The following is a 20575-nucleotide window of genomic DNA, read 5'->3' on the forward strand; positions in this document are numbered from 1 at the left end:
GAGGCGTACGCCAGGGGGCGGGGTTTCCGTGCGGTGGTACCGACGTCAGCGCAGCCGCTCGTACGCCGGCAGGGTCAGGAAGTCCGCGTAGTCCTGGTCCAGGGAGACCTGGAGGAGCAGGTCGTGGGCCTCCTGCCACTGGCCGGCGGCGAAGGGTTCCTCGCCGATCTCCGCGCGGATCGCGGCCAGTTCCTCGGCGGCGACCTTGCGGGCCAGGTCCGCCGTGGCGTGCTCGCCGTTCTCGAAGACCACGTCCGCGTTGATCCACTGCCAGATCTGCGAGCGCGAGATCTCGGCGGTGGCCGCGTCCTCCATCAGGTTGAAGATGGCGACCGCGCCCATGCCGCGCAGCCACGCCTCGATGTAGCGGATGCCGACGGCGACGGCGTTGCGCAGGCCCTCGTACGTGGGCTTGGCGTGCAGGGTGTCGATGGCGATCAGGTCGCCGGCCGCCACCGAGACGTCCTCGCGCAGGCGCTCCTTCTGGTTCGGCTTCTCGCCGAGGACCGCGTCGAAGGAGGCCATGGCGATCGGGACGAGGTCCGGGTGGGCGACCCAGGAGCCGTCGAAGCCGTCGTTGGCCTCGCGGTCCTTGTCGGCCTTGACCTTCTCGAACGCGACCTTGTTGACCTCGGCGTCGCGGCGGGACGGGATGAAGGCCGCCATGCCGCCGATGGCGTGGGCGCCGCGCTTGTGGCAGGTGCGGACGAGGAGTTCGGTGTACGCCCGCATGAACGGGGCGGTCATCGTCACCGCGTTGCGGTCCGGCAGGACGAACTTGGCGCCGCCGTCGCGGAAGTTCTTCACGATGGAGAAGAGGTAGTCCCAGCGGCCCGCGTTCAGCCCGGAGGCGTGGTCGCGCAGCTCGTACAGGATCTCCTCCATCTCGTACGCGGCGGTGATGGTCTCGATCAGGACCGTGGCCCGGACGGTGCCCTGCGGAATGCCCAGCTCGTCCTGCGCGAAGACGAAGATGTCGTTCCAGAGGCGGGCCTCCAGGTGCGACTCCGTCTTCGGCAGGTAGAAGTACGGGCCCTTGCCGAGGTCGATCAGACGCTGGGCGTTGTGGAAGAAGTACAGGCCGAAGTCGACCAGCGCGCCGGGCACCGGGGTGCCGTCGAGCTGGAGGTGGCGCTCGTCCAGGTGCCAGCCGCGCGGGCGGGTGACGACGGTCGCCAGCTCCTCGGCGGGCTTCAGCGCGTACGACTTGCCGGACCCCGGGTCGGTGAAGTCGATGGAGCGGTTGTACGCGTCCATCAGGCTGAGCTGGCCGAGGACCACGTTCTCCCAGGTGGGGGCCGAGGCGTCCTCGAAGTCGGCGAGCCAGACCCTGGCGCCCGAGTTCAGGGCGTTGATGGTCATCTTGCGGTCGGTCGGACCGGTGATCTCCACCCGGCGGTCGTTCAGCGCGGCCGGGGCCGGCGCGACCTTCCAGGAGTCGTCCGCCCGGATCGCCGCGGTCTCCGGGAGGAAGTCCAGCGTACAGGTGCGGGCGATCTCGGCGCGGCGCTCACCGCGGCGGGCGAGCAGCTCGTTCCGCCGGGGCGTGAACCGGCGGTGCAGCTCGGCCACGAACGCGAGGGCCGCGGGGGTCAGGACCTCGTCCTGCCGGGGCAGGGGCTCGGCATCGACGATGGCCAGCGAGGACGGCGCTGGTGCGGACATGAGCTGTCACTCCTTCAGCGGGCGGTGCGGACGGCGTCACGGCCGCCGGGCCGCCCGATTCGGCACGGCGTGCCAGGGCTCCGGGATACGGCTGTGGCCGCCGTCTGAGGTGCAGAGGGCTTCTGAACAGTGGATAGTAGTTTCCTCATGGTGGAAGTTCAATGGTTTGTTGATGTCGAGATTCTTCGGGTCGACAGAACGGCCGGGGTGCTGGCGCAGCGTGCCAGGGCGTTCACTCCAGGTGCGAAAGGTCCGCCGGAGTGTCGATGTCGTACGCCTGTGCCACATCACCGCACTCCACCAGCGTCAGCGCCGCCCGGTGCGCCCGCAGATAGCCCCGGGCCCCCTGGTCGCCCACCGCACCCGCCGCGATGTCCGCCCACCGGTCCGCCCCGAACAGCACCGGATGCCCGCGTTCCCCCGCGTACGAGGCCGCCGCCAGGCTCGTCCGGTCCCGGTACGCCGCGCACACCCGGGCCACCGCCGCCGCCCCGATCCCCGGCTGGTCGACCAGCAGCACGAGCGCCGCGTCCGCGCCCGTCCCCGCGAGCGCGTCCAGCCCCGCCCGCAGCGACGAGCCCATGCCCTCGGTCCACTCCGGGTTGACGCTCACACCGCAGCCTTCGAGCCGGGCCCGGGCCCGCACCTCGTCGGCCGAGGCGCCGAGCACCACCTGGACCGGGCCGCAGCCGCCCGCGCGCAGCGTGCGCACCGCGTGCTCGACGAGCAGTCCGCCACGGTGTTCCAGCAGGGCTTTCGGGCGTCCGCCGAGCCGGCGGCCGCCGCCCGCGGCGAGCAGCAGTCCGGCGATCTGTGCGTGTGTCATGCCGCCTGGATACCCCACGGCGGCCGCTCCCGCCCAGCGCCTCGTACCTCAGCGGCGTGTGTTACGTACGCGGAGTGGCGCCCGGCACCTTTTATGGCGTTAACTTGCCCGCATCCCCGGACACTTGACCACGGTCCCGGGACCGGTCGGAACGACACCGGCACAAGGGTGTGCGAGGGGGAGCTTTGTTGAAGAGCGTCGGGCAGGAGCGGGTGACCGGCAGCGGTGAGGACCCCAGGGTGGCGGAGCTGCGTACCGCGGTCTCCCGGCTCCGGCGGGCCCTGGCCGGGCACCCCGGGCAGTTCCCCGACCGGGCCATCGCCGAGGACGAGCTCGCCGCGCTGGACGCGATGGCGCTCAGCGGGGCGCCCGAGATCCCCCGGCTGCGCCGCTCGCTGCTGCTGATCGCGGGCGCGATCGGCTCGGTCAGCGCCCTGGCCGCGGCCCTGCGCGACGTCCGGGTCGCCGTCGACCTCTTCGGTGAGCCGCCGCAGCGCTGACCGGTCCGATCGCGCCGCGGTCAGCGCCGGATCAGCCTGCGGGCCGTCGCCGCCGCCACGGCCGCCGTGCGCGAGTCGACGCCGAGCTTCGCGTAGATGTGCACCAGATGGGACTTCACGGTCGCCTGGCTGAGGAACAGCCGCTTGCTGATCTCCGCGTTCGACAGGCCCTCGCCGACCAGTTGCAGCACCTCCAGCTCCCGCTTGGTGAGCGCCTGGGCGGGGGTGCGCATCCGGTCCATCAGCCGGTGTGCGACGGCCGGGGCCAGCGCCGAGCGCCCGGCCGCCGCCGTACGGACCGCGGCCGCCAGCTCCTCGGGCGGCGCGTCCTTCAGCAGATAGCCCGCCGCCCCCGCCTCGACCGCCGCCAGGATGTCCGCGTCGCTGTCGTAGGTCGTCAGGATCAGCACCCGGGGCGCGTCCGGCGCCGCCGTGATCGCGGCGGTGGCCTGCGAGCCGTGCATCCCGGCGCCGAACTGGAGGTCCATCAGCACGACGTCGACGCCGCCGGCCGCCGCCCGGGCGACGGCTTCCTCGGCGGTGGCGGCCTCCGCGACGACCCGGAAGTCCGGCTCGGTGTCCAGGACGGCCCGCAGCCCCGCCCGTACCACCGGATGGTCGTCGGCGAGCAGCAGCCGGACGGGCTCCGCGCTCATGCCGCCTCCCGCCCGGCCCGGCCCGCCGGCAGCGGCAGCGTCAGCGCGACGGCGGTGCCCTGGCCGGGCGCCGACTCGACGCTCAGGGTGCCGCCGAGCGACCGGGCCCGGGAGCGCATCGCGGGCAGCCCGAAGCCGCCGGACTCGGTGGCACCGGCCGCCGGGACGTCCTGCGCGAAGCCGCGTCCGTCGTCCACCACGTCCAGCGCCACCGAGGTGTCCATGAAGCTCAGCGTGATCTCCGCCCGCCCCGCCCCGGCATGCCGCACGGTGTTGGCCAGCGCCGACTGGGCGGTCCGCAGCAACGCCACCTCGTAGGGCGTCGGCAGCTCGACCGGTGTGCCGCTGACCGCGAACCGCACGGTGAGCGCGGGCGTCGTGGCACGGGCCGACAGCCGTTCCAGGGCGGCCGTCAGGGAGCCGTTCGCCAGGTCGGGCGGGGTGAGCGCGCGGACGAAGCGGCGCGCCTCGGCGAGGTTGTCCTGTGCCGCCTCGCGCGCCCGGTGCACATGGGCGGCGGCCGGGGCGTCCTCGGGCAGCGCCCGTTCGGCGGCGCGCAGCAGCAGCTGGATGGAGGACAGTCCCTGGGCGAGGGTGTCGTGGATCTCCCGGGCCAGCCGCTCGCGCTCGGCCAGCGTGCCGGCGGTGCGCTCCGCCCCGGCCAGCTCCGCACGGGTCGCGACCAGCTCCTCGATGAGTTCGCGGCGCCGCTCGCTCTCCCGGAACAGCGCCTCGTAACCGAGGACGGTGGCGACGGCGACGGCCGCGCCGAGCAGCGGACCGATGAACGTGCCGGGCGTGACCGCCTGCCCGTGCAGCACGAAGCTCGCGATGGCGGCGCCCGCCGTCACCGCCACGGCGGGCAGGCCCCAGCGCGTCGGCAGCAGATGCAGCTGGAGGAAGTAGAGCGGGAAAGCCACCCACAGCGCGTCCGGCGACAGCACCAGCAGCGCCGCCCACAGCACCCCGAGCACCGCCAGCCACCCCGCGCCCGCCCGGGTTCCCGGCTGCACGAACCGGGCCGCCGCGCCCGCCACGTACACCCCGGCGAGCACCCCGGCGACCGCCGTCACCGCGCCGGGGTGCGGGCGGCCGTCGGTGAACGCCTTGACGGCGCTGAGCGCCAGCAGGCCGAGCATCAGCCCGTGCAGACACAGCCGCAGCGCGGCGGCGACCGGGGGATGGACACGCGTTTCCATGATGTTCCAGCCTAGGCGCGGCCCGCCCGGAGCCGGTCAATCGAAAGGTTGATGTCGTCACCAGCCCGGGGGCGATGTTTCCGGGGCGGCGGGAAACGACGCTGGACGCATGTTCGTCGCATGGAGAGACCTACGGTTCGCCAAGGGCCGGTTCGCGCTCATGGGCACGGTGATCGTGCTGATCACGCTGCTCGTGGGCCTGCTGTCCGGCCTGACCGCCGGGCTGGCCCGGGAGAACACCTCGGCCGTCACCGGGCTGAACGCCGACCATCTCGCGTTCGCCGCCCCGCCGGACGGCCGCTCGGTGTCCTTCACCGACTCGGCCGTCGGTGAGGACGCCGTACGCGCCTGGGCCGGGCGGCCCGGCGTGGCGTCCGCGCACCCGCTCGGCATCCGCACCCTGAACGCCACCGCCGGTACGGGGAAGCGCACCGCCGCCGTCTCCGCGTTCGGCGTCGAGCCCGGCAGCGGCCTGGCGCCCGCCCGGGTCGGCCCCGGCGAGGTGGTGCTCTCGCGCGGCGGCGCCGACGAGCTGGGCGTACGCCCGGGGGACCGGCTGACCCTCGGCGGCCGGGAGGCCACCGTGGCCGCCGTCGCGGGCGACGCCTCGTACAGCCACACCCCGGTGGTGTGGACCGACCTCGCCGACTGGCGGCGGTCCGGGAGCGGGGACGGGCGCGCCACCGTGATCGCCCTGACCACCACCGGCGCCGCCGATCTGGCCGCCGGTGACCGGGCGGCCGGCACCCGCACGCTCTCGCTGGACGACTCGCTGACCGCCATCGGCTCCTACCAGGCCGAGAACGGCTCGCTCCAGCTGATGCGCGGCTTCCTGTTCGCCATCTCCGCCCTGGTCATCGGCGCGTTCTTCACCGTCTGGACGATCCAGCGCAGCGGCGACGTCGCCGTGCTCAAGGCGCTGGGCGCCTCCACCCCGTATCTGCTCCGGGACGCGCTCGGGCAGGCCGTCGTGATGCTCGCCGTCGGCACGGGGCTGGGCACCGCCCTCGCCTCCGGCATCGGCGCCCTGGTCGCCGGCGGGGCCGTGCCGTTCGTCCTGGACGCGGCGACGGTCCTCGTCCCGGCCGCCGTGATGATCGCCCTCGGCGCGGCCGGGGCCGCCCTGTCCATCCGGCGGATCACCGCCGTCGACCCGCTCACCGCGCTCGGGAGTGCCCGATGACCCTCACGCTCACCGATGTCACCCTCACCTATCCGGACGGCGAAGGGCGGCTCACCGCGCTGGACCGCGTCGCGCTCGATGTGCCCGCCGGCACCCTCACCGCCGTCGTCGGCCCGTCCGGCTCCGGCAAGTCCAGCCTGCTCGCGGTGGCGGCGACCCTGGTCGCGCCGGACTGCGGGGCGGTCGTCGTCGCCGGTACGGACACCACGGGGCTGGGGCGCGCGGAGAAGGCGGCGCTGCGGCGGGAACGCATCGGCATCGTCTTCCAGCAGCCCAACCTGTTGCCGTCCCTGACCGCCGTGGAACAGCTCCAGGTCATGACCCATCTGTCGGGCGGCCGGGCCGGGGCGGCCAGGGCCCGGGCACTCGACCTGCTCGACGCGGTCGGTCTCGCCGGGCAGGCCGGCCGCAGGCCCCACCAGCTGTCCGGCGGGCAGCGCCAGCGGATCAACATCGCCCGGGCCCTGATGAACGACCCGGCCCTGCTGCTCGTGGACGAGCCGACCAGCGCCCTGGACCACGAGCGCGGCGCGGCCGTCCTGGACCTGCTGGTGACGCTGACCCGGGAGCGGTCCACGGCGACGGTCCTGGTCACGCACGACCGCGCCCACCTGGACCACGTGGACCGGACGGTCACGATGCTGGACGGGCGCCTGACGGTCCCGGCGGCGGCCTGAAACGGCTCCGGTTCGAAACGGCGGCGGCCTGAAACGCGGGCGGGCCCGGACCTCGCAAAAGGTCCGGGCCCGCCTCATGGCCGCTCAGCCCGTCGCACCGCTGCTCGCCAGCGCGTCCGACAGCTCCTTGGCCGCCTGCTGGAGGATCGGCACGATCCGCTCCGTGGCCGCCTCGGTGACCCGGCCCGCCGGGCCGGAGATCGAGATCGCGGCGGAGGTGGGGGAGTCGGGCACCGAGACCGCCAGGCACCGGACCCCTATCTCCTGCTCGTTGTCGTCCACCGCGTAGCCCACCCGGCGGACCTGGTCCAGCGCCTCCAGGAAACCGTCGGGCGTGGTGATCGTCTTCTCGGTGGCGGCGGGCATCCCGGTGCGGGCGAGCAGGGCGCGCACCTCGTCCGGCGGGGTGTGCGCCAGCAGCGCCTTGCCGACGCCCGTGGAGTGCGGCAGCACCCGGCGGCCCACCTCGGTGAACATGCGCATCGAGTGCTTGGACGGCACCTGCGCCACGTACACGATCTCGTCGCCGTCGAGCAGCGCCATGTTGGCCGTCTCGCCCGTCTCCTCGACCAGCCGGGCCAGATACGGGCGGGCCCAGGTGCCGAGCAGCCGGGCGGCGGACTCGCCGAGACGGATCAGCCGGGGGCCGAGCGCGTAACGCCGGTTGGGCTGCTGGCGTACGTAACCGCACAGGACCAGCGTGCGCATCAGGCGGTGAATCGTCGGCAGCGGCAGCCCGCTGCTCGCGGAGAGCTCGCTCAGGCCGACCTCGCCCCCCGCGTCGGCCATCCGCTCCAGCAGGTCGAAGGCGCGCTCAAGGGACTGCACACCGCCGCTGGAACCGGCGGGCTTGGAGTCGGAAGTGCTGGCGTGGGACGGCGGCACGACAACGGTCCTTTCGAAGCGGAGGAGCAAGTCAGCAGCCTACCGGGCCCTTTCCGGACGGCCCACAGCCGACGGGGGCCGTCCTGGCCGGTCAGCGCCCGTTTGTCCGGGTGTCCGCAGGCCGTGCGGCGGCCCGGCCGGGTGGCACCTGGCCCATTCTACGTTCCGTACTCCGAAATTCACCTTCTACTTTGTGGAAACCTCCAGCGCGGCTGTGACGGCGGGCCCGGTGCGGGGGAGGGGTCTTGACGGGTCGCGCTCCCGAGTGAAGACTCCTTCAACAGTTCGTTGAAAGTGCGAAGTGAGGAGCACCGGTGTCCGGTCCGGACGAGAAGCTGCTACTGCGCTCGACGCGCGTCGTCACCCCCGAGGGGACCCGGCCCGCCTCGGTCGCCGTCACCGGCGGGACCATCGACGCCGTTCTGCCGTACGACACCGAGGCCCCGGCCGGTGCCCGCGTCGAGGACTTCGGCGACGACGTCCTGCTGCCCGGCCTCGTGGACACCCACGTCCATGTGAACGACCCCGGCCGCACCGAGTGGGAGGGCTTCTGGACCGCCACCCGCGCGGCGGCGGCCGGCGGCATCACCACGCTGCTCGACATGCCCCTCAACTCGCTGCCGCCCACCACCACGGTGGAGAACCTGCGGGTCAAGCAGGGCGTCGCCGGGCCCAAGGCGCACGTCGACACCGGCTTCTGGGGCGGTGCGATCCCCGGCAACGTCAAGGACCTGCGCCCGCTGTACGAGGCCGGGGTGTTCGGTTTCAAGTGCTTCCTGTCGCCGTCCGGCGTCGAGGAGTTCCCCGAGCTGGACCAGGAGCAGCTGGCCCGGTCCATGGCCGAGATCGCCGGCTTCGGCGGGCTGCTCATCGTGCACGCCGAGGACCCCCACCACCTGGCATCCGCGCCGCAGCGGCCCGGCCCCGCCTACGCGGACTTCCTGGCTTCCCGGCCGCGCGACGCCGAGAACACCGCCATCGAGGGCCTGATTGCCCACGCCCGCCGGCTCAACGCCCGCGTCCACGTCCTGCACCTCTCGTCCAGCGACGCGCTGCCGCTGATCGCCGCCGCCCGGCGCGAGGGCGTCCGGCTCACCGTCGAGACCTGCCCGCACTTCCTCACCCTCACCGCCGAGGAGGTCCCGGACGGGGCCACCGAGTTCAAGTGCTGCCCGCCGATCCGGGAGGCCGCCAACCAGGACGCGCTGTGGCAGGGGCTCGCCGACGGCACCATCGACTGCATCGTCTCCGACCACTCGCCGTGCACCACCGACCTCAAGACCCCGGACTTCGCCTCCGCCTGGGGCGGCATTTCCTCCCTCCAGCTCGGCCTGCCCGCCATCTGGACCGAGGCCCGCCGGCGCGGCCACACCCTGGACGACGTCGCCCGCTGGATGTCCGCCGCCCCGGCCGCCCTCGCCGGGCTGCACCACAAGGGCGCCATCGAGGCGGGCCGCGACGCCGACTTCGCGGTTCTGGCGCCCGACGCCGCCTTCACCGTCGACCCGGCCGAGCTGTTCCACCGCAACCAGGTCACCGCCTACGCCGGCCGCACCCTGCACGGTGTGGTGCGCTCCACCTGGCTGCGCGGCGTACGCATCGCCGCCGACGGCGTGCTCTCCGAACCCACCGGCCGCCTCCAGACAAGGGACTCCCAGGCATGACGGCGACAGCGCACTTCACCGGCGACGCGAACCCGTACGGCGGCGGCGACCCGTACGCCGACTACCGCACCGCGGACCACCCCTTCACCCACCTCGTGGACCTCGCCGACCGGCGGCTCGGGGCGGGCGTGATCGCCGCCAACGACGAGTTCTTCGCCGAGCGCGAGAACCTGCTCAAGCCGGAGCCCGCCCACTTCGACCCGGAGCGCTTCGGGCACAAGGGCAAGATCATGGACGGCTGGGAGACCCGCCGCCGGCGCGGCGCGAGCGCCGAGCGGCCGCACCCGGTGGACGAGGACCACGACTGGGCGCTGATCCGCCTCGGCGCCCCCGGCATCGTGCGCGGCCTGGTCGTGGACACCGCCCACTTCCGCGGCAACTACCCGCAGGCCGTCTCCGTCGAGGCCGTCTCGCTGCCCGGCTCGCCCTCGCCCGAGGAACTGCTCGCCCCGGACGTGAAGTGGACGACGCTCGTCCCCCGTACCGCGGTCGGCGGCCACGCGGCCAACGGCTTCGCAGTCGACGTCGAGCGCCGCTTCACGCATCTGCGGCTCAACCAGCACCCGGACGGCGGCATCGCCCGCCTGCGGGTGTACGGCGAGGTCGCCCCCGACCCCGCCTGGCTGACCGCGCTCGGCACGTTCGACGTCGTCGCCCTGGAGAACGGCGGCCGCGTCGAGGACGCGTCGGACCGCTTCTACTCCCCGGCCACCAACACCATCCAGCCCGGCCGCTCCCACAAGATGGACGACGGCTGGGAGACCCGGCGCCGCCGCGACCGGGGCAACGACTGGATCCACTACCACCTGGCCGAAGAGGCGGACATCCGCGCCGTCGAGATCGACACCGCCTGCCTCAAGGGCAACGCGGCCGGCTGGGCCCGGCTCACCGCCCGGGACGCGGAAACCGGCGCGTGGACCGAATTCCTGCCCCGGACCCGGCTCCAGCCCGACACCGACCACCGCTTCGTGCTGCCCGTGGCCGTACGCGCCGACCAGGTCCGGATCGACATCTTCCCGGACGGCGGCATCTCCCGGCTCCGCCTCTTCGGCTCGCTCACCGAACGCGGTACGGCCCGGCTGACCGCCCGCCACGCCGAACTCGGCGGCTGACGCGCCGTTACCCCGGGGAGCGGAACGGGAGCGTCAGAACTCCTCGTGCTCCTCGGGGTCCCCGCCGAACCGCTGCCTGCGGCCGCCGCAGATCCGCCCCAGCTCCTCGGGCGTCAGCTCGAAGCCGAACAGGTCGAGATTGTCCCGCTGCCGCCCCGAGTCGGCCGACTTCGGAATCGGTACGGCCCCGAGCTGGGTGTGCCAGCGCAGCACCGCCTGCCCCGGGGTGACACCGTGTGCCTCGGCGACCGCCACCACGTCCGGGTCGGCCAGCAGATCCCGGCCGCGCCCCAGCGGGCTCCAGCTCTGCGTGACGATCCCCATCGCCGCGTGCGCCGCGCGCAGCTCCTCCTGGGGCAGCCGGGGGTGCAGCTCGATCTGGTTGACGGCGGGCACCACGCCCGTCTCGTCCTCCAGCCGCCTCAGATGCTCCGCGGTGAAGTTGGAGACCCCGATCGACCGGACGAGCCCGTCCTCGCGCAGCTTGATGAGAGCCCGCCAGGTGTCCACGTAAAGCCCCACCTTGGGCAGCGGCCAGTGGATGAGGTACAGGTCCACATAGTCCAGGCCGAGGTTGTGCCGGGACTCCTCGAACGAGGCGAGCGTCTTCTCGTAACCGTGGTGCCGGCCGGGCACCTTGGTCGTGACGACGACCTCCTCGCGCGGCACCCCGCTGCGGGCGATGCCACGCCCCGTACCGGTCTCGTTGCCGTAGTTCAGCGCGGTGTCCACCAGCCGGTAGCCGAGACCGAGGGCCCCGGACACCGCCCGCTCCGCCGCGTCGTCGTCCAGCGGATAGGTGCCGAGCCCGACCGCCGGGATCGTACGGCCGTCGTTCAGGGTGTGCGCCGGGATGCCGGACATGATCGCCCCTTCTCCTCGTCTGCCGTTATGGGGTTGCCTCCCCGCCCAGCGTAGGCGGGGCGGGGAGGGGTGGCAGGACGGGCGCGGGCGACGGTCACCGCCCCCGCGCGGCCTCCGCGTGCAGGCGAGTGATGACCTCGTCGACACCGGCCCGGTCGTAGCCCCGGCGGACCAGCTCGAAGCCGACGGCCTCGGCCGGCGGGGCACCGCCCAGGAGCCCGGTGACATAGGCGTCGACCTGGTCGCGGTCGTATCCGCGCCGGACGATGCGGAAGCCGAACCGCTCGTGCGGCGGGCGGTCGTCCTGTGCGTCCGTTGCGTCCGTTGCCGGTCGTGCCGACAGGAACCAGGAAAGTCGTCCGGCAGCCCGGAGACCGGCGGGAAACGGACGCCGAATCCGGGGGCTCGCCACGGCGGGAGCACGCCCGGTAGCGTGATCGTTCCCCAGTGCGAGCCGGTGCCGTCTCCACGTCGTCCCTGTGGAGAGATCAGGAGTCCAGGTGTCCTCCGCCGCCGTTTCCGCCCCCGTCCTCGCCCCGCCGCGCCGTGCCTGGCTCACCGATCTGCCCGTCCTGCTGGTCGCGGTGGTCTGGGGGTCCAGCTATCTCGCCGCCAAGGGCATCACCACCCCGCAGACCGTCGTCGCCGTGCTCGTGCTGCGGTTCGCCGTCGTGCTGCCCGTCCTGGTGGTCGCCGGACGGCGCCGGCTGCGTGCCCTGAGCGCCGCGCAGTGGCGGGGCGCCGGGCTGCTGGGCCTGGTGCTCAGCGGGATCTTCCTGGTGGAGACGTACGGCATCGTGCACACCTCGGCGACCAACGCCGGGCTCATCATCAGCCTCACCATGATCTTCACCCCGCTCGCCGAGGCCGCCGTCACCCGGACCCGGCCGACCGGGGCCTTCCTGGCCGCCGCCGGGCTCTCCGTGGCCGGGGTGGTGCTGCTGACCCAGGGCGGCGGATTCACCAGCCCCTCGGCCGGTGACCTGCTGATGCTCGCCGCCGCCCTCGCCCGGACCCTGCACGTGCTGCTCATGGCCCGCGTCAAGTCCGTCCAGGACGCGGACTCGCTGTCCCTGACGACCGTGCAGCTCGGCGGCTCCGTCGCCGTCTTCGCCCTGCTGGCCGCTGTGCCGGGGACGGGCGCGGTGCCCTGGACGGTCGCCGCCGGATTCGGGGTCCGGGAGTGGGGCGGGCTGCTCTTCCTCTCGGTGTTCTGCACACTCTTCGCGTTCTTCGTGCAGATGTGGTCCGTACGCCGCACCTCCCCGTCCCGGGTCAGCCTGTTGCTCGGTACGGAACCGCTGTGGGCCGCCGCCGCCGGCATCGCGATCGGCGGCGAGCGGCTGGGCGCCGCCGGGGCGGCGGGCGCCGCGCTGGTGCTGGCCGGGACCGCGTGGGGGCGGCGGAGCGCGGACCGGGGTGCGGACGGGGGTGCGGGCCGGAGCGCGGACCCGGGCGCGCCCTGACCGGCTCACTCCCTGACCGGCTCACTCCGTGATCGCGTCCGCCGCGACCATGACGGCCGCGCCCGCCGCCATCAGCACGATCGACACGAAGACCGGGTACTCGTCGGCGAATGGCAGCTTCTGCACCAGGTTGAAGAAGCGGAACCAGTCCAGCCACACATGGAGCAGCCCGGCGACCCCCTGGACGAAGACCAGGAACCCGACCGTCTCGCAGAGTTTCTTCATGACCCCGAGCCTGGCCGCCGGGGCCGCTCCGCCGCGTCGGCCGGTGGGCTGCCCGCCGGGTCCGAAAGTCTCCGGCTCCGCGACTTTGGTCGCTCCCGCGCCCCGGACACCCGGATTCGGGCGCCCGCGTGCGTAGCTTTGCCGACATGACGCGTACGGAGTATCCCTGGCTGCTGCCCTCGGCGATGGCCGGACCCGAGCTGCCCGGCGACCGGGGCCGGTCCCGCCGCACCGTGCGGGACTGGGCCGTCGACCTCACCGCGTTCCTCTGCGCGGCGGGCATCGGCCTGGCCACGCTCACCACGATCGAGGCCGACCCCACCACATCGGACACCTTCGTCCTGGTGGACTCCCTCGTCGGCGCCGCCGCCTGCTGCGCCCTGTGGCTCCGGCGCCGCTGGCCGGTCGGGCTCGCCCTCGCCCTGACCCTGCTGTCCACCGTCGAACCGGTCGCGGCGGGCGCCCTCCTCGTCGCGCTGTTCAGTGTGGCCGTCCACCGGCCGTTCCGCCCGGTCGCCCTCGTCGGCGCCCTGGCCCTGGCCGTCGTCCCCGTACAGCCGTATCTGCGCCCCGACCCCAACACGTCGTTCCTGGTGTCCACCATCGTCGGGCTCCTGCTGATCCTGCTCGTCCTCAGCTGGGGCATGGTCGTACGCTCCCGGCGTCAGCTCGTCGTCTCCCTCCGCGAACGCGCCGTCCGCGCCGAGACCGAGGCCGCCCTGCGCGCCGAGCACGCCCAGCGGCTCGCCCGCGAGGAGATCGCCCGGGAGATGCACGACGTGCTCGCCCACCGGCTGACCCTGCTCAGCGTCCACGCGGGCGCCCTGGAATTCCGGCCCGACGCGCCCCCGGCCGAGGTCGCCCGCGCCGCCGGGGTCATCCGGGACAGCGCGCACGAGGCCCTTCAGGACCTCCGCGAGATCATCGGCGTGCTGCGCGGCCCCCGCGACCGGGACGGCAACCGCCCGCAGCCCACCCTCGCCACGCTCGACGCCCTCGTCGCCGAATCCCGGGAAGCGGGCATGCGGGTCACCCTGGACAACCGCCTCGCCGACCCCGAAGCCGTGCCCGCCGCCTCCGGCCGCACCGTCTACCGCATCGCCCAGGAGGCGCTGACCAACGCCCGCAAGCACGCCCCCGGCACCGAGGTCACCGTCGCCGTCACCGGCGGACCCGGCCAGGGCATCACCGTCGAGGTGCGCAACCCGGCCCCCACCGAGCCCTTCACCCCGGTCCCCGGCTCCGGCCAGGGGCTCATCGGCCTCACCGAACGGGCCACCCTCGCCGGCGGCCGCCTCGACCACGGGCCCGCCCCCGGCGGCGGGTTCGCGGTACGGGCCTGGCTACCGTGGGCGTCATGACCGACGCGCCCGTCCGCCTGCTCATCATCGACGACGACCCGCTCGTCCGGGCCGGGCTGAAGCTGATGCTGGGCGGCGCCGACGACATCGACATCGTGGGCGAGGGCGCCGACGGCAGCGAGGCCACGGCCCTGGTCGACCGGCTGCGTCCGGATGTGGTCCTGATGGACATCCGGATGCCGGTCATGGACGGCCTCACCGCCACCGAAGCGCTGCGCGCCCGGCCCGGCGCGCCGGAGATCGTCGTCCTCACCACCTTCCACGCCGACGAACAGGTGCTCCGCGCCATCCGGGCCGGAGCAGCCGGCTTCGTCCTCAAGGACACCCCGCCCGCCCGGATCGTGGAGTCGGTGCGCCGGGTCGCGGCCGGCGACCCGGTCCTCTCGCCCGCCGTCACCCGGCAGCTCATGGCCCGGGCGGCCGGCTCCGGACAGGGGGAGCGCGTGGACCGGGCCGCCCGGGCGCGCGAGCGGATCGCGCTGCTCGCGGACCGGGAGCGCGAGGTGGCCGTCGCCGTGGGCCGGGGCCGGTCCAACGCGGAGATCGCCGCGACGCTCTACCTCAGCGTCGCCACGGTGAAGACCCAGGTCTCCCGCATCCTCGCCAGGTTCGGCTTCAACAACCGCGTCCAGATCGCCCTGCTCGTACACGACGCCGGTCTCCTGGACGACGAGGACGACGAGAACGGATCGAATCCGGCCTGAACCGGCCCCTTCCCGCAAGCCGCCCGGCATACGCTGAACGGGCCGGCCCCGAGGGCCGGGACGACACGACCGGGAGGGCGGGCCCATGTCCGAAGTCGATGTGGATCTCAGCGGGTTGGCCGATTTCACCGCGAATCCGTACCCCTACTACGAGCGGATGCGGGCGGCCGCGCCCGTGCACCTCGTCCGCACCGACGAGTTCGACCGGATCTGGCTCGTCGTCGGCTACGACGAGGGCCGGGCCGTCCTGGCCGACCAGCGCTTCGGCAAGGACTGGCGCTCGCTGCCCGGCGAGACCGGCGGCGACCCGATCAACGCCAACATGCTGGAGACGGACGCCCCCGACCACACCCGGCTGCGCAAGCTCGTCGCCCGCGCGTTCACCCCGCGCCGCATCGAGGCGCTGCGCCCCCGGGTCGAGCAGATCACCGGCGAACTCCTCGACCTGATGGTCCCCGAGGGCCGCGCCGACCTCGTGGACGCGCTCGCCTTCCCGCTCCCCATGACCGTGATCTGCGAGCTGCTCGGCGTCCCCGACCTGGACCGGTCCGCCTTCCGCAAGCTGTCCAACGGCGTCGTCGCCCCCGCGACCGCGGAGGAGGAGGGCGAGGCGGTCCGCGCCATGGGCGCCTACCTCGTACAGCTGATCGAGGACAAGCGCCGCTCGCCCGGCGACGACCTCCTCAGCGCCCTGATCGCCGCCCGCCACGAGGACGACGACGCGCTCTCGCCCGACGAGCTGGTCGGCATGGCCTTCCTGCTGCTCGTCGCCGGCCACGAGACGACGGTCAACCTCATCTCCAACGGCGTACGCGCGCTGCTCGCCCACCCCGACCAGCTCGCCGCGCTCCGCGCCGACCTCTCGCTCCTCGACGGCGCCGTCGAGGAGATGCTGCGCTACGACGGACCGGTCGAGACGGCCACCCTCCGGTTCGCCCGGGAACCGGTCCGGGCCGGCTCCCGGACCATCGCGACCGGTGACGCGGTCCTGGTCTCGCTCGCCGGTTCGGACCGCGACCCGGCCCGCTACCCCGAGCCCGACCGCTTCGACATCCGCCGTGACACCCGCGGCCACCTCGCCTTCGGACACGGCATCCACTTCTGCCTGGGCGCCCCGCTGGCCCGGATGGAGGGCCGCATCGCGATCCGCGCGCTCCTCGAACGCTGCCCCGGCCTGGCGGCCGACCCGGAGGCCGCCCCGTTCGACTGGCTGCCCGGCACCCTGATCCGGGGGGTGCGCCGCCTGCCGGTGCGCTGGTGAGCGACGCGCCGCCGCCCTCCCGCGCGCCCCTCCGGGTCGCGGCGGCGCCCGCTCGGGGATACTTGCCCAGCCGGGCCGGGACCACAGGGCCCCGGCTCCACCGGCAGCAGCACAGCGAGCAGCACAAGAAGGGCACGGCGTCGTGGCAAGGGTTCGGACAGGGGTACGTGCGATGGGCGCCGTGCTTGCGGCGGTGCTGGGGGTGTCCCTCATGGGATGCAGCAGCACCGGCGGCAAGCGGGCGGAGGAGCGTGCGGCCAAGGCCGCGGCCGAAGGCCGTTCCGCGGTGAACACACCCCGCTGGACGTTCGCCATGGTCACCCACTCGGGCGACGGCGACACCTTCTGGGACATCGTCCAGAAGGGCGCCGACATGGCCGCCAAGAAGGACAACATCAACTTCCTGTACTCGCACAACGACGAGGGCCAGCAGCAGGCCCAGCTGGTGCAGGCGGCCATCGACAAGAAGGTCGACGGGCTGATCGTCACGCTCGCCAAGCCCGATGCCCTCAAGGACGTCGTCGCCAAGGCCGTCCGCGCCGGCATCCCCGTGATCACCGTCAACTCCGGCTCCGCCGAGTCCAAGGCGTACGGCGCCCTCACCCACATCGGCCAGGACGAGTCCATCGCCGGTGAGGCCGTCGGCGAGGAGCTGAACGCGCGCGGCCGGAAGAAGGCCCTCTGCATCCTGCACGAGCAGGGCAACGTGGGCCACGAGCAGCGCTGCGCCGGCGCCAGGAAGACCTTCGACGGCCAGATGCAGAACCTGTACGTGGAGGGCACCAACATGCCCGATGTCCAGGCGTCCATCGAGGCGAAGCTCCAGTCCGACAAGGACATCGACGCGGTCGTCACGCTCGGCGCGCCCTTCGCGGACGCCGCCGTCAAGGCGAAGAAGACCGCCGGCAGCAAGGCCGAGATCGACACCTTCGACCTGAACCCCACCGTCGCCGCCGGGCTGAAGGCCAAGACCCTCGGCTTCGCCGTCGACCAGCAGCCCTACCTCCAGGGCTACGAGGCCGTCGACCTGCTCTGGCTCTACCGCTACAACCGCAACGTCCTCGGCGGCGGCCGCCCGGTCCTCACCGGCCCGCAGATCATCACCGCCAAGGACGCCGGCACGCTCGCCGAGTACGCCGACCGGGGCACCCGATGACCGCCGGGCCCGGATCGTCCGCCGTCGTGGACGAACGGCTGCTGCGCACCTCACCGCTGCGCAAGCTCCTCGGCCGCCCGGAGCTGGGCTCGGTCGTCGGAGCGCTCGCCGTCTTCCTCTTCTTCGCGGTCGTCGCCGACAGCTTCCTGCGCGCCACCAGCTTCGGCACCGTGCTGTACGCGGCCTCCACCATCGGGATCATGGCGGCCCCGGTCGCGCTCCTGATGATCGGCGGCGAGTTCGACCTGTCCGCCGGGGTGCTGGTCACCAGCTCCGCGCTGGTCTCCTCGATGTTCAGCTACCAGATGACCGCCAACGTCTGGGCCGGCGTCTTCGTGTCGTTGCTGGTCACGCTCGCCATCGGCGCGTTCAACGGCTTCATGCTGACCCGTACGAAACTCCCCAGCTTCATCATCACGCTGGGCACGTTCCTGATGCTGACCGGTCTCAATCTGGGCTTCACCAAGCTGATCAGCGGGACCGTCTCCACGAAGACCATCGGCAACATGGAGGGCTTTCCCTCCGCCCGCAAGCTCTTCGCCTCGTACTGGACCGTCGGCGGTGTCGAGCTCAAGGTGACGCTCCTGTGGTGGGCGGGTCTGGTGGCCGTCGCCACCTGGATTCTGCTCCGCACCCGCTTCGGCAACTGGATCTTCGCCGTCGGCGGCGGCGCGGACGCGGCCCGCGCGGTCGGCGTCCCCGTCATCCGCACCAAGATCGGGCTCTACCTCGGCGTCGCCTTCGCCGCCTGGGTCTCCGGACAGCACCTGCTGTTCAGCTACGACGTCGTGCAGTCCGGCGAGGGCGTCGGCAACGAACTGATCTACATCATCGCGGCCGTCATCGGCGGCTGCCTGATCACCGGCGGCTACGGCTCCGCGATCGGCTCGGCGGTCGGCGCCGTCATCTTCGGCATGACCAGCAAGGGCATCGTGTACGCGGAGTGGAACCCGGACTGGTTCAAGTTCTTCCTGGGAGCGATGCTGCTCCTGGCCACCCTGCTCAACGCATGGGTACGCAAGCGCGCGGAGGCGACGAAATGACGGCCCCCAAGGCCCCGGAAGGGCCCCAGGACACCGGCCGGCAGGCCCTCGTCGAGCTGGACGACGTGGCCAAGTACTACGGCAACATCAAGGCGCTGGAAGGCGTCTCCCTCACCGTGCACGCGGGCGAGATCTCCTGCGTGCTCGGTGACAACGGCGCCGGCAAGTCCACCCTCATCAAGATCATCGCCGGGCTGCACCGGCACGACGCCGGGCGGTTCCTCATCGACGGCGAGGAGACCACCCTCGCCAACCCGCGCGACGCCCTGGACCGGGGCATCGCCACCGTCTACCAGGACCTCGCGGTCGTCCCCCTGATGCCGGTCTGGCGCAACTTCTTCCTGGGCTCCGAGCCGACGACCGGCGCCGGCCCCTTCAAGCGCCTCGACGTCAAGCTGATGCGCGGGACGACGCACTCGGCGCTGCTCCGCATGGGCATCGACCTGCGCGACGTGGACCAGCCCATCGGCACCCTGTCCGGCGGTGAGCGGCAGTGCGTGGCCATCGCCCGCGCCGTCCACTTCGGCGCGAAGGTGCTCGTCCTGGACGAGCCGACGGCCGCGCTCGGCGTCAAGCAGTCCGGGGTCGTCCTGAAGTACATCGCGGCCGCCCGGGACGCCGGCCTCGGCGTGGTCCTCATCACGCACAACCCGCACCACGCCTATCTCGTCGGCGACCGGTTCGTCCTCCTGAAGCGGGGCGCCATGGCCGGCAGCCACACCAAGGACGGCGTCACGCTGGACGAGCTGACCCGGCAGATGGCGGGCGGCAGCGAGCTGGAGGAGCTGAGCCACGAGCTGGAGCGCACCTCGGGGCCGGGCACCCTCGGCAAGCCGTAGCGGCGCCGCCCGCCCGCCCCGTCCGACGGCCCCGCCCCCCGGGCAATGGCAGAATCGGGACGGACGGGCGCCGTCCGCCACCGGGATCACTCCTGACCCGGTCACCCCACACCTTTCAGGGACGATGAGCACGTACCGCGACTTCGCACACCGCGGCTCCGCCCGCGCGACCGTCCTGCGGACCGTGGGCACCCGGGAAAGGCGCTCGCACCTCACGGCGCCCCGGGTCCCCACCGTCGGGATCGACATCGGCGGCACCAAGGTCATGGCCGGTGTCGTGGACGCCGACGGCACGATCCTGGAGACCGTGCGCACCGAGACCCCGGACAAGTCGAAGAGCCCGAAGGTCGTCGAGGACACCATCGTGGAGCTGGTCCTCGACCTCTCCGACCGGCACGACGTGCACGCGGTGGGCATCGGCGCGGCCGGCTGGGTCGACGCGGACCGCTCCAAGGTCCTCTTCGCCCCGCACCTGGCCTGGCGCGACGAGCCCCTGCGCGACGCCCTCGCCTCCCGGCTCGTCGTCCCCGTCATGGTGGACAACGACGCCAACACCGCCGCCTGGGCCGAATGGCGCTTCGGCGCGGGGCGCGGCGAGGACCACCTGGTCATGATCACCCTCGGCACCGGCATCGGCGGCGCGATCCTGGAGGACGGCCAGGTCAAGCGCGGCAAGTACGGCGTCGCCGGTGAGTTCGGCCACATGCAGGTGGTGCCCGGCGGCCACCGCTGCCCCTGCGGCAACCGGGGCTGCTGGGAGCAGTACAGCTCCGGCAACGCGCTGGTCCGCGAGGCCCGCGAGCTGGCCGCCGCCGACTCGCCGGTGGCCCACGGGATCATCGAGCGCGTCAAGGGCAACGTCCCGGACATCACCGGACCGCTCATCACCGAACTGGCCCGCGAGGGCGACGCGATGTGCGTCGAACTCCTCCAGGACATCGGCCAGTGGCTCGGCGTCGGCATCGCCAATCTGGCCGCCGCGCTCGACCCCTCCTGCTTCGTCATCGGCGGCGGGGTGAGCGCCGCCGACGACCTGCTCATCGGCCCCGCCCGGGACGCCTTCAAACGCCACCTCACCGGCCGCGGCTACCGCCCCGAGGCCCGGATCGCGAAGGCACAGCTCGGCCCGGAGGCCGGTATGGTCGGCGCGGCGGACCTCGCCCGACTGGTCGCGCGGCGCTTCCGCCGCACCAACCGCCGCCGCGTCGAGCGGTACGAGCGGTACGCGCAGATCTACGACCAGGCCGCGAGCACCCTCCGCAGCAACCGCAACACCCGCACTTCCTAGG

The 20575-nt window shown here is 73.2% G+C and carries 21 protein-coding genes; 13 read left to right on the forward strand and 8 right to left on the reverse strand.

Going from position 1 to position 20575, the window contains the following annotated elements:
• Positions 1-45: 45 nt before the first annotated feature.
• On the reverse strand, positions 46-1665 hold the full coding sequence (aceB, locus tag OG338_RS25760) for a malate synthase A (protein WP_405939596.1): 1620 nt from the start codon (positions 1663-1665) through the stop codon (positions 46-48).
• A 232-nt stretch (positions 1666-1897) separates the two neighbouring features.
• Positions 1898-2491 carry an NTP transferase domain-containing protein gene (locus OG338_RS25765; protein ID WP_405939597.1) on the reverse strand — a complete coding sequence of 198 codons (594 nt, stop codon included), beginning with the start codon at positions 2489-2491 and terminating at the stop codon, positions 1898-1900.
• A 185-nt stretch (positions 2492-2676) separates the two neighbouring features.
• On the opposite strand from OG338_RS25765, the gene OG338_RS25770 reads away from it, so the two are divergent.
• Entirely contained in the window at positions 2677-2991 is a 315-nt protein-coding gene (locus OG338_RS25770) for a DUF5955 family protein (RefSeq protein ID WP_026171170.1), read from the forward strand.
• A gap of 20 nt (positions 2992-3011) precedes the next feature.
• Here the strand turns inward: OG338_RS25770 and OG338_RS25775 are convergent, their stop codons facing one another.
• Together OG338_RS25775 and OG338_RS25780 are read right to left on the reverse strand one after the other, a co-directional pair.
• The gene (locus OG338_RS25775) at positions 3012-3647 is read right to left on the reverse strand and encodes a response regulator (RefSeq protein WP_405939598.1); all 636 of its coding nucleotides are present in this window, start codon (positions 3645-3647) and stop codon (positions 3012-3014) included.
• Positions 3644-4846 carry a sensor histidine kinase gene (locus OG338_RS25780; RefSeq protein WP_405939599.1) on the reverse strand — a complete coding sequence of 401 codons (1203 nt, stop codon included), beginning with the start codon at positions 4844-4846 and terminating at the stop codon, positions 3644-3646. The genes OG338_RS25775 and OG338_RS25780 overlap by 4 nt, the downstream gene beginning before the upstream one ends.
• A 109-nt stretch (positions 4847-4955) precedes the next feature.
• Between OG338_RS25780 and OG338_RS25785 the strand changes: the two genes are divergently transcribed.
• Positions 4956-6029 (forward strand): ABC transporter permease, encoded by a 1074-nt coding sequence (locus tag OG338_RS25785; RefSeq protein ID WP_405939600.1) that lies wholly within the window; start codon positions 4956-4958, stop codon positions 6027-6029.
• Complete coding sequence (locus tag OG338_RS25790; protein ID WP_405939601.1) at positions 6026-6706, forward strand: ABC transporter ATP-binding protein; 681 nt, start codon at positions 6026-6028, stop codon at positions 6704-6706. Before OG338_RS25785 ends, OG338_RS25790 begins: the two co-directional genes overlap by 4 nt.
• Before the next feature lie 84 nt (positions 6707-6790).
• On the opposite strand, the gene OG338_RS25795 is transcribed toward OG338_RS25790, so the two are convergent.
• Positions 6791-7591 carry an IclR family transcriptional regulator gene (locus OG338_RS25795; protein WP_405939602.1) on the reverse strand — a complete coding sequence of 267 codons (801 nt, stop codon included), beginning with the start codon at positions 7589-7591 and terminating at the stop codon, positions 6791-6793.
• Between the two features lie 314 nt (positions 7592-7905).
• Between OG338_RS25795 and allB the strand changes: the two genes are divergently transcribed.
• Positions 7906-9255 carry an allantoinase AllB gene (allB, locus tag OG338_RS25800; protein WP_405939603.1) on the forward strand — a complete coding sequence of 450 codons (1350 nt, stop codon included), beginning with the start codon at positions 7906-7908 and terminating at the stop codon, positions 9253-9255.
• Complete coding sequence (alc, locus tag OG338_RS25805) at positions 9252-10367, forward strand: allantoicase (RefSeq protein WP_405939604.1); 1116 nt, start codon at positions 9252-9254, stop codon at positions 10365-10367. Before allB ends, alc begins: the two co-directional genes overlap by 4 nt.
• A gap of 33 nt (positions 10368-10400) precedes the next feature.
• Here the strand turns inward: alc and OG338_RS25810 are convergent, their stop codons facing one another.
• Positions 10401-11231, reverse strand: a complete 831-nt coding sequence (locus tag OG338_RS25810) for an aldo/keto reductase (protein WP_405939605.1) — start codon at positions 11229-11231, stop codon at positions 10401-10403.
• A gap of 94 nt (positions 11232-11325) precedes the next feature.
• On the reverse strand, positions 11326-11643 hold the full coding sequence (locus OG338_RS25815; RefSeq protein WP_405939606.1) for a hypothetical protein: 318 nt from the start codon (positions 11641-11643) through the stop codon (positions 11326-11328).
• An 88-nt stretch (positions 11644-11731) separates the two neighbouring features.
• On the opposite strand from OG338_RS25815, the gene OG338_RS25820 reads away from it, so the two are divergent.
• The gene (locus OG338_RS25820; RefSeq protein ID WP_405939607.1) at positions 11732-12697 is read left to right on the forward strand and encodes a DMT family transporter; all 966 of its coding nucleotides are present in this window, start codon (positions 11732-11734) and stop codon (positions 12695-12697) included.
• A gap of 21 nt (positions 12698-12718) precedes the next feature.
• On the opposite strand, the gene OG338_RS25825 is transcribed toward OG338_RS25820, so the two are convergent.
• The gene (locus OG338_RS25825) at positions 12719-12922 is read right to left on the reverse strand and encodes a hypothetical protein (RefSeq protein WP_405939608.1); all 204 of its coding nucleotides are present in this window, start codon (positions 12920-12922) and stop codon (positions 12719-12721) included.
• A 146-nt stretch (positions 12923-13068) separates the two neighbouring features.
• Between OG338_RS25825 and OG338_RS25830 the strand changes: the two genes are divergently transcribed.
• The 7 genes from OG338_RS25830 to OG338_RS25860 all read left to right on the forward strand — a co-directional run bounded on the left by OG338_RS25830 (position 13069) and on the right by OG338_RS25860 (position 20574).
• Complete coding sequence (locus tag OG338_RS25830) at positions 13069-14283, forward strand: sensor histidine kinase (protein WP_405939609.1); 1215 nt, start codon at positions 13069-13071, stop codon at positions 14281-14283.
• Positions 14280-14987, forward strand: a complete 708-nt coding sequence (locus OG338_RS25835; RefSeq protein WP_405939610.1) for a response regulator — start codon at positions 14280-14282, stop codon at positions 14985-14987. The genes OG338_RS25830 and OG338_RS25835 overlap by 4 nt, the downstream gene beginning before the upstream one ends.
• Before the next feature lie 85 nt (positions 14988-15072).
• Positions 15073-16248: a cytochrome P450 gene (locus OG338_RS25840; protein WP_405939611.1), complete on the forward strand. Its 1176-nt coding sequence runs from the start codon at positions 15073-15075 to the stop codon at positions 16246-16248.
• A 172-nt stretch (positions 16249-16420) separates the two neighbouring features.
• On the forward strand, positions 16421-17404 hold the full coding sequence (locus OG338_RS25845; protein ID WP_405939612.1) for a sugar ABC transporter substrate-binding protein: 984 nt from the start codon (positions 16421-16423) through the stop codon (positions 17402-17404).
• Positions 17401-18447 (forward strand): ABC transporter permease, encoded by a 1047-nt coding sequence (locus OG338_RS25850; protein ID WP_405939613.1) that lies wholly within the window; start codon positions 17401-17403, stop codon positions 18445-18447. The genes OG338_RS25845 and OG338_RS25850 overlap by 4 nt, the downstream gene beginning before the upstream one ends.
• On the forward strand, positions 18444-19286 hold the full coding sequence (locus OG338_RS25855) for an ATP-binding cassette domain-containing protein (RefSeq protein ID WP_405939614.1): 843 nt from the start codon (positions 18444-18446) through the stop codon (positions 19284-19286). The genes OG338_RS25850 and OG338_RS25855 overlap by 4 nt, the downstream gene beginning before the upstream one ends.
• A gap of 124 nt (positions 19287-19410) precedes the next feature.
• Positions 19411-20574: an ROK family glucokinase gene (locus OG338_RS25860; protein ID WP_365687172.1), complete on the forward strand. Its 1164-nt coding sequence runs from the start codon at positions 19411-19413 to the stop codon at positions 20572-20574.
• The last annotated feature ends 1 nt before the right edge of the window (position 20575 follow it).

The sequence above is a fragment of the Streptomyces sp. NBC_00726 genome, from assembly GCF_045161735.1.
Classification (GTDB): Bacteria; Actinomycetota; Actinomycetes; order Streptomycetales; family Streptomycetaceae; genus Streptomyces.

Excerpts from the sequence above, each read along its gene's own strand:
- OG338_RS25850 (WP_405939613.1), top strand. The coding sequence starts at position 17,401 with ATGACCGCCGGGCCCGGATCGTCCGCCGTCGTGGACGAACGGCTGCTG.
- OG338_RS25810 (WP_405939605.1), bottom strand. The coding sequence starts at position 11,231 with ATGTCCGGCATCCCGGCGCACACCCTGAACGACGGCCGTACGATCCCG.
- OG338_RS25840 (WP_405939611.1), top strand. The coding sequence starts at position 15,073 with ATGTCCGAAGTCGATGTGGATCTCAGCGGGTTGGCCGATTTCACCGCG.
- OG338_RS25845 (WP_405939612.1), top strand. The coding sequence starts at position 16,421 with ATGGGCGCCGTGCTTGCGGCGGTGCTGGGGGTGTCCCTCATGGGATGC.
- OG338_RS25765 (WP_405939597.1), bottom strand. The coding sequence starts at position 2,491 with ATGACACACGCACAGATCGCCGGACTGCTGCTCGCCGCGGGCGGCGGC.
- OG338_RS25780 (WP_405939599.1), bottom strand. The coding sequence starts at position 4,846 with ATGGAAACGCGTGTCCATCCCCCGGTCGCCGCCGCGCTGCGGCTGTGT.
- OG338_RS25785 (WP_405939600.1), top strand. The coding sequence starts at position 4,956 with ATGTTCGTCGCATGGAGAGACCTACGGTTCGCCAAGGGCCGGTTCGCG.
- alc (WP_405939604.1), top strand. The coding sequence starts at position 9,252 with ATGACGGCGACAGCGCACTTCACCGGCGACGCGAACCCGTACGGCGGC.
- OG338_RS25775 (WP_405939598.1), bottom strand. The coding sequence starts at position 3,647 with ATGAGCGCGGAGCCCGTCCGGCTGCTGCTCGCCGACGACCATCCGGTG.
- OG338_RS25825 (WP_405939608.1), bottom strand. The coding sequence starts at position 12,922 with ATGAAGAAACTCTGCGAGACGGTCGGGTTCCTGGTCTTCGTCCAGGGG.
- OG338_RS25835 (WP_405939610.1), top strand. The coding sequence starts at position 14,280 with ATGACCGACGCGCCCGTCCGCCTGCTCATCATCGACGACGACCCGCTC.
- aceB (WP_405939596.1), bottom strand. The coding sequence starts at position 1,665 with ATGTCCGCACCAGCGCCGTCCTCGCTGGCCATCGTCGATGCCGAGCCC.
- OG338_RS25855 (WP_405939614.1), top strand. The coding sequence starts at position 18,444 with ATGACGGCCCCCAAGGCCCCGGAAGGGCCCCAGGACACCGGCCGGCAG.
- OG338_RS25860 (WP_365687172.1), top strand. The coding sequence starts at position 19,411 with ATGAGCACGTACCGCGACTTCGCACACCGCGGCTCCGCCCGCGCGACC.
- OG338_RS25790 (WP_405939601.1), top strand. The coding sequence starts at position 6,026 with ATGACCCTCACGCTCACCGATGTCACCCTCACCTATCCGGACGGCGAA.
- OG338_RS25830 (WP_405939609.1), top strand. The coding sequence starts at position 13,069 with ATGACGCGTACGGAGTATCCCTGGCTGCTGCCCTCGGCGATGGCCGGA.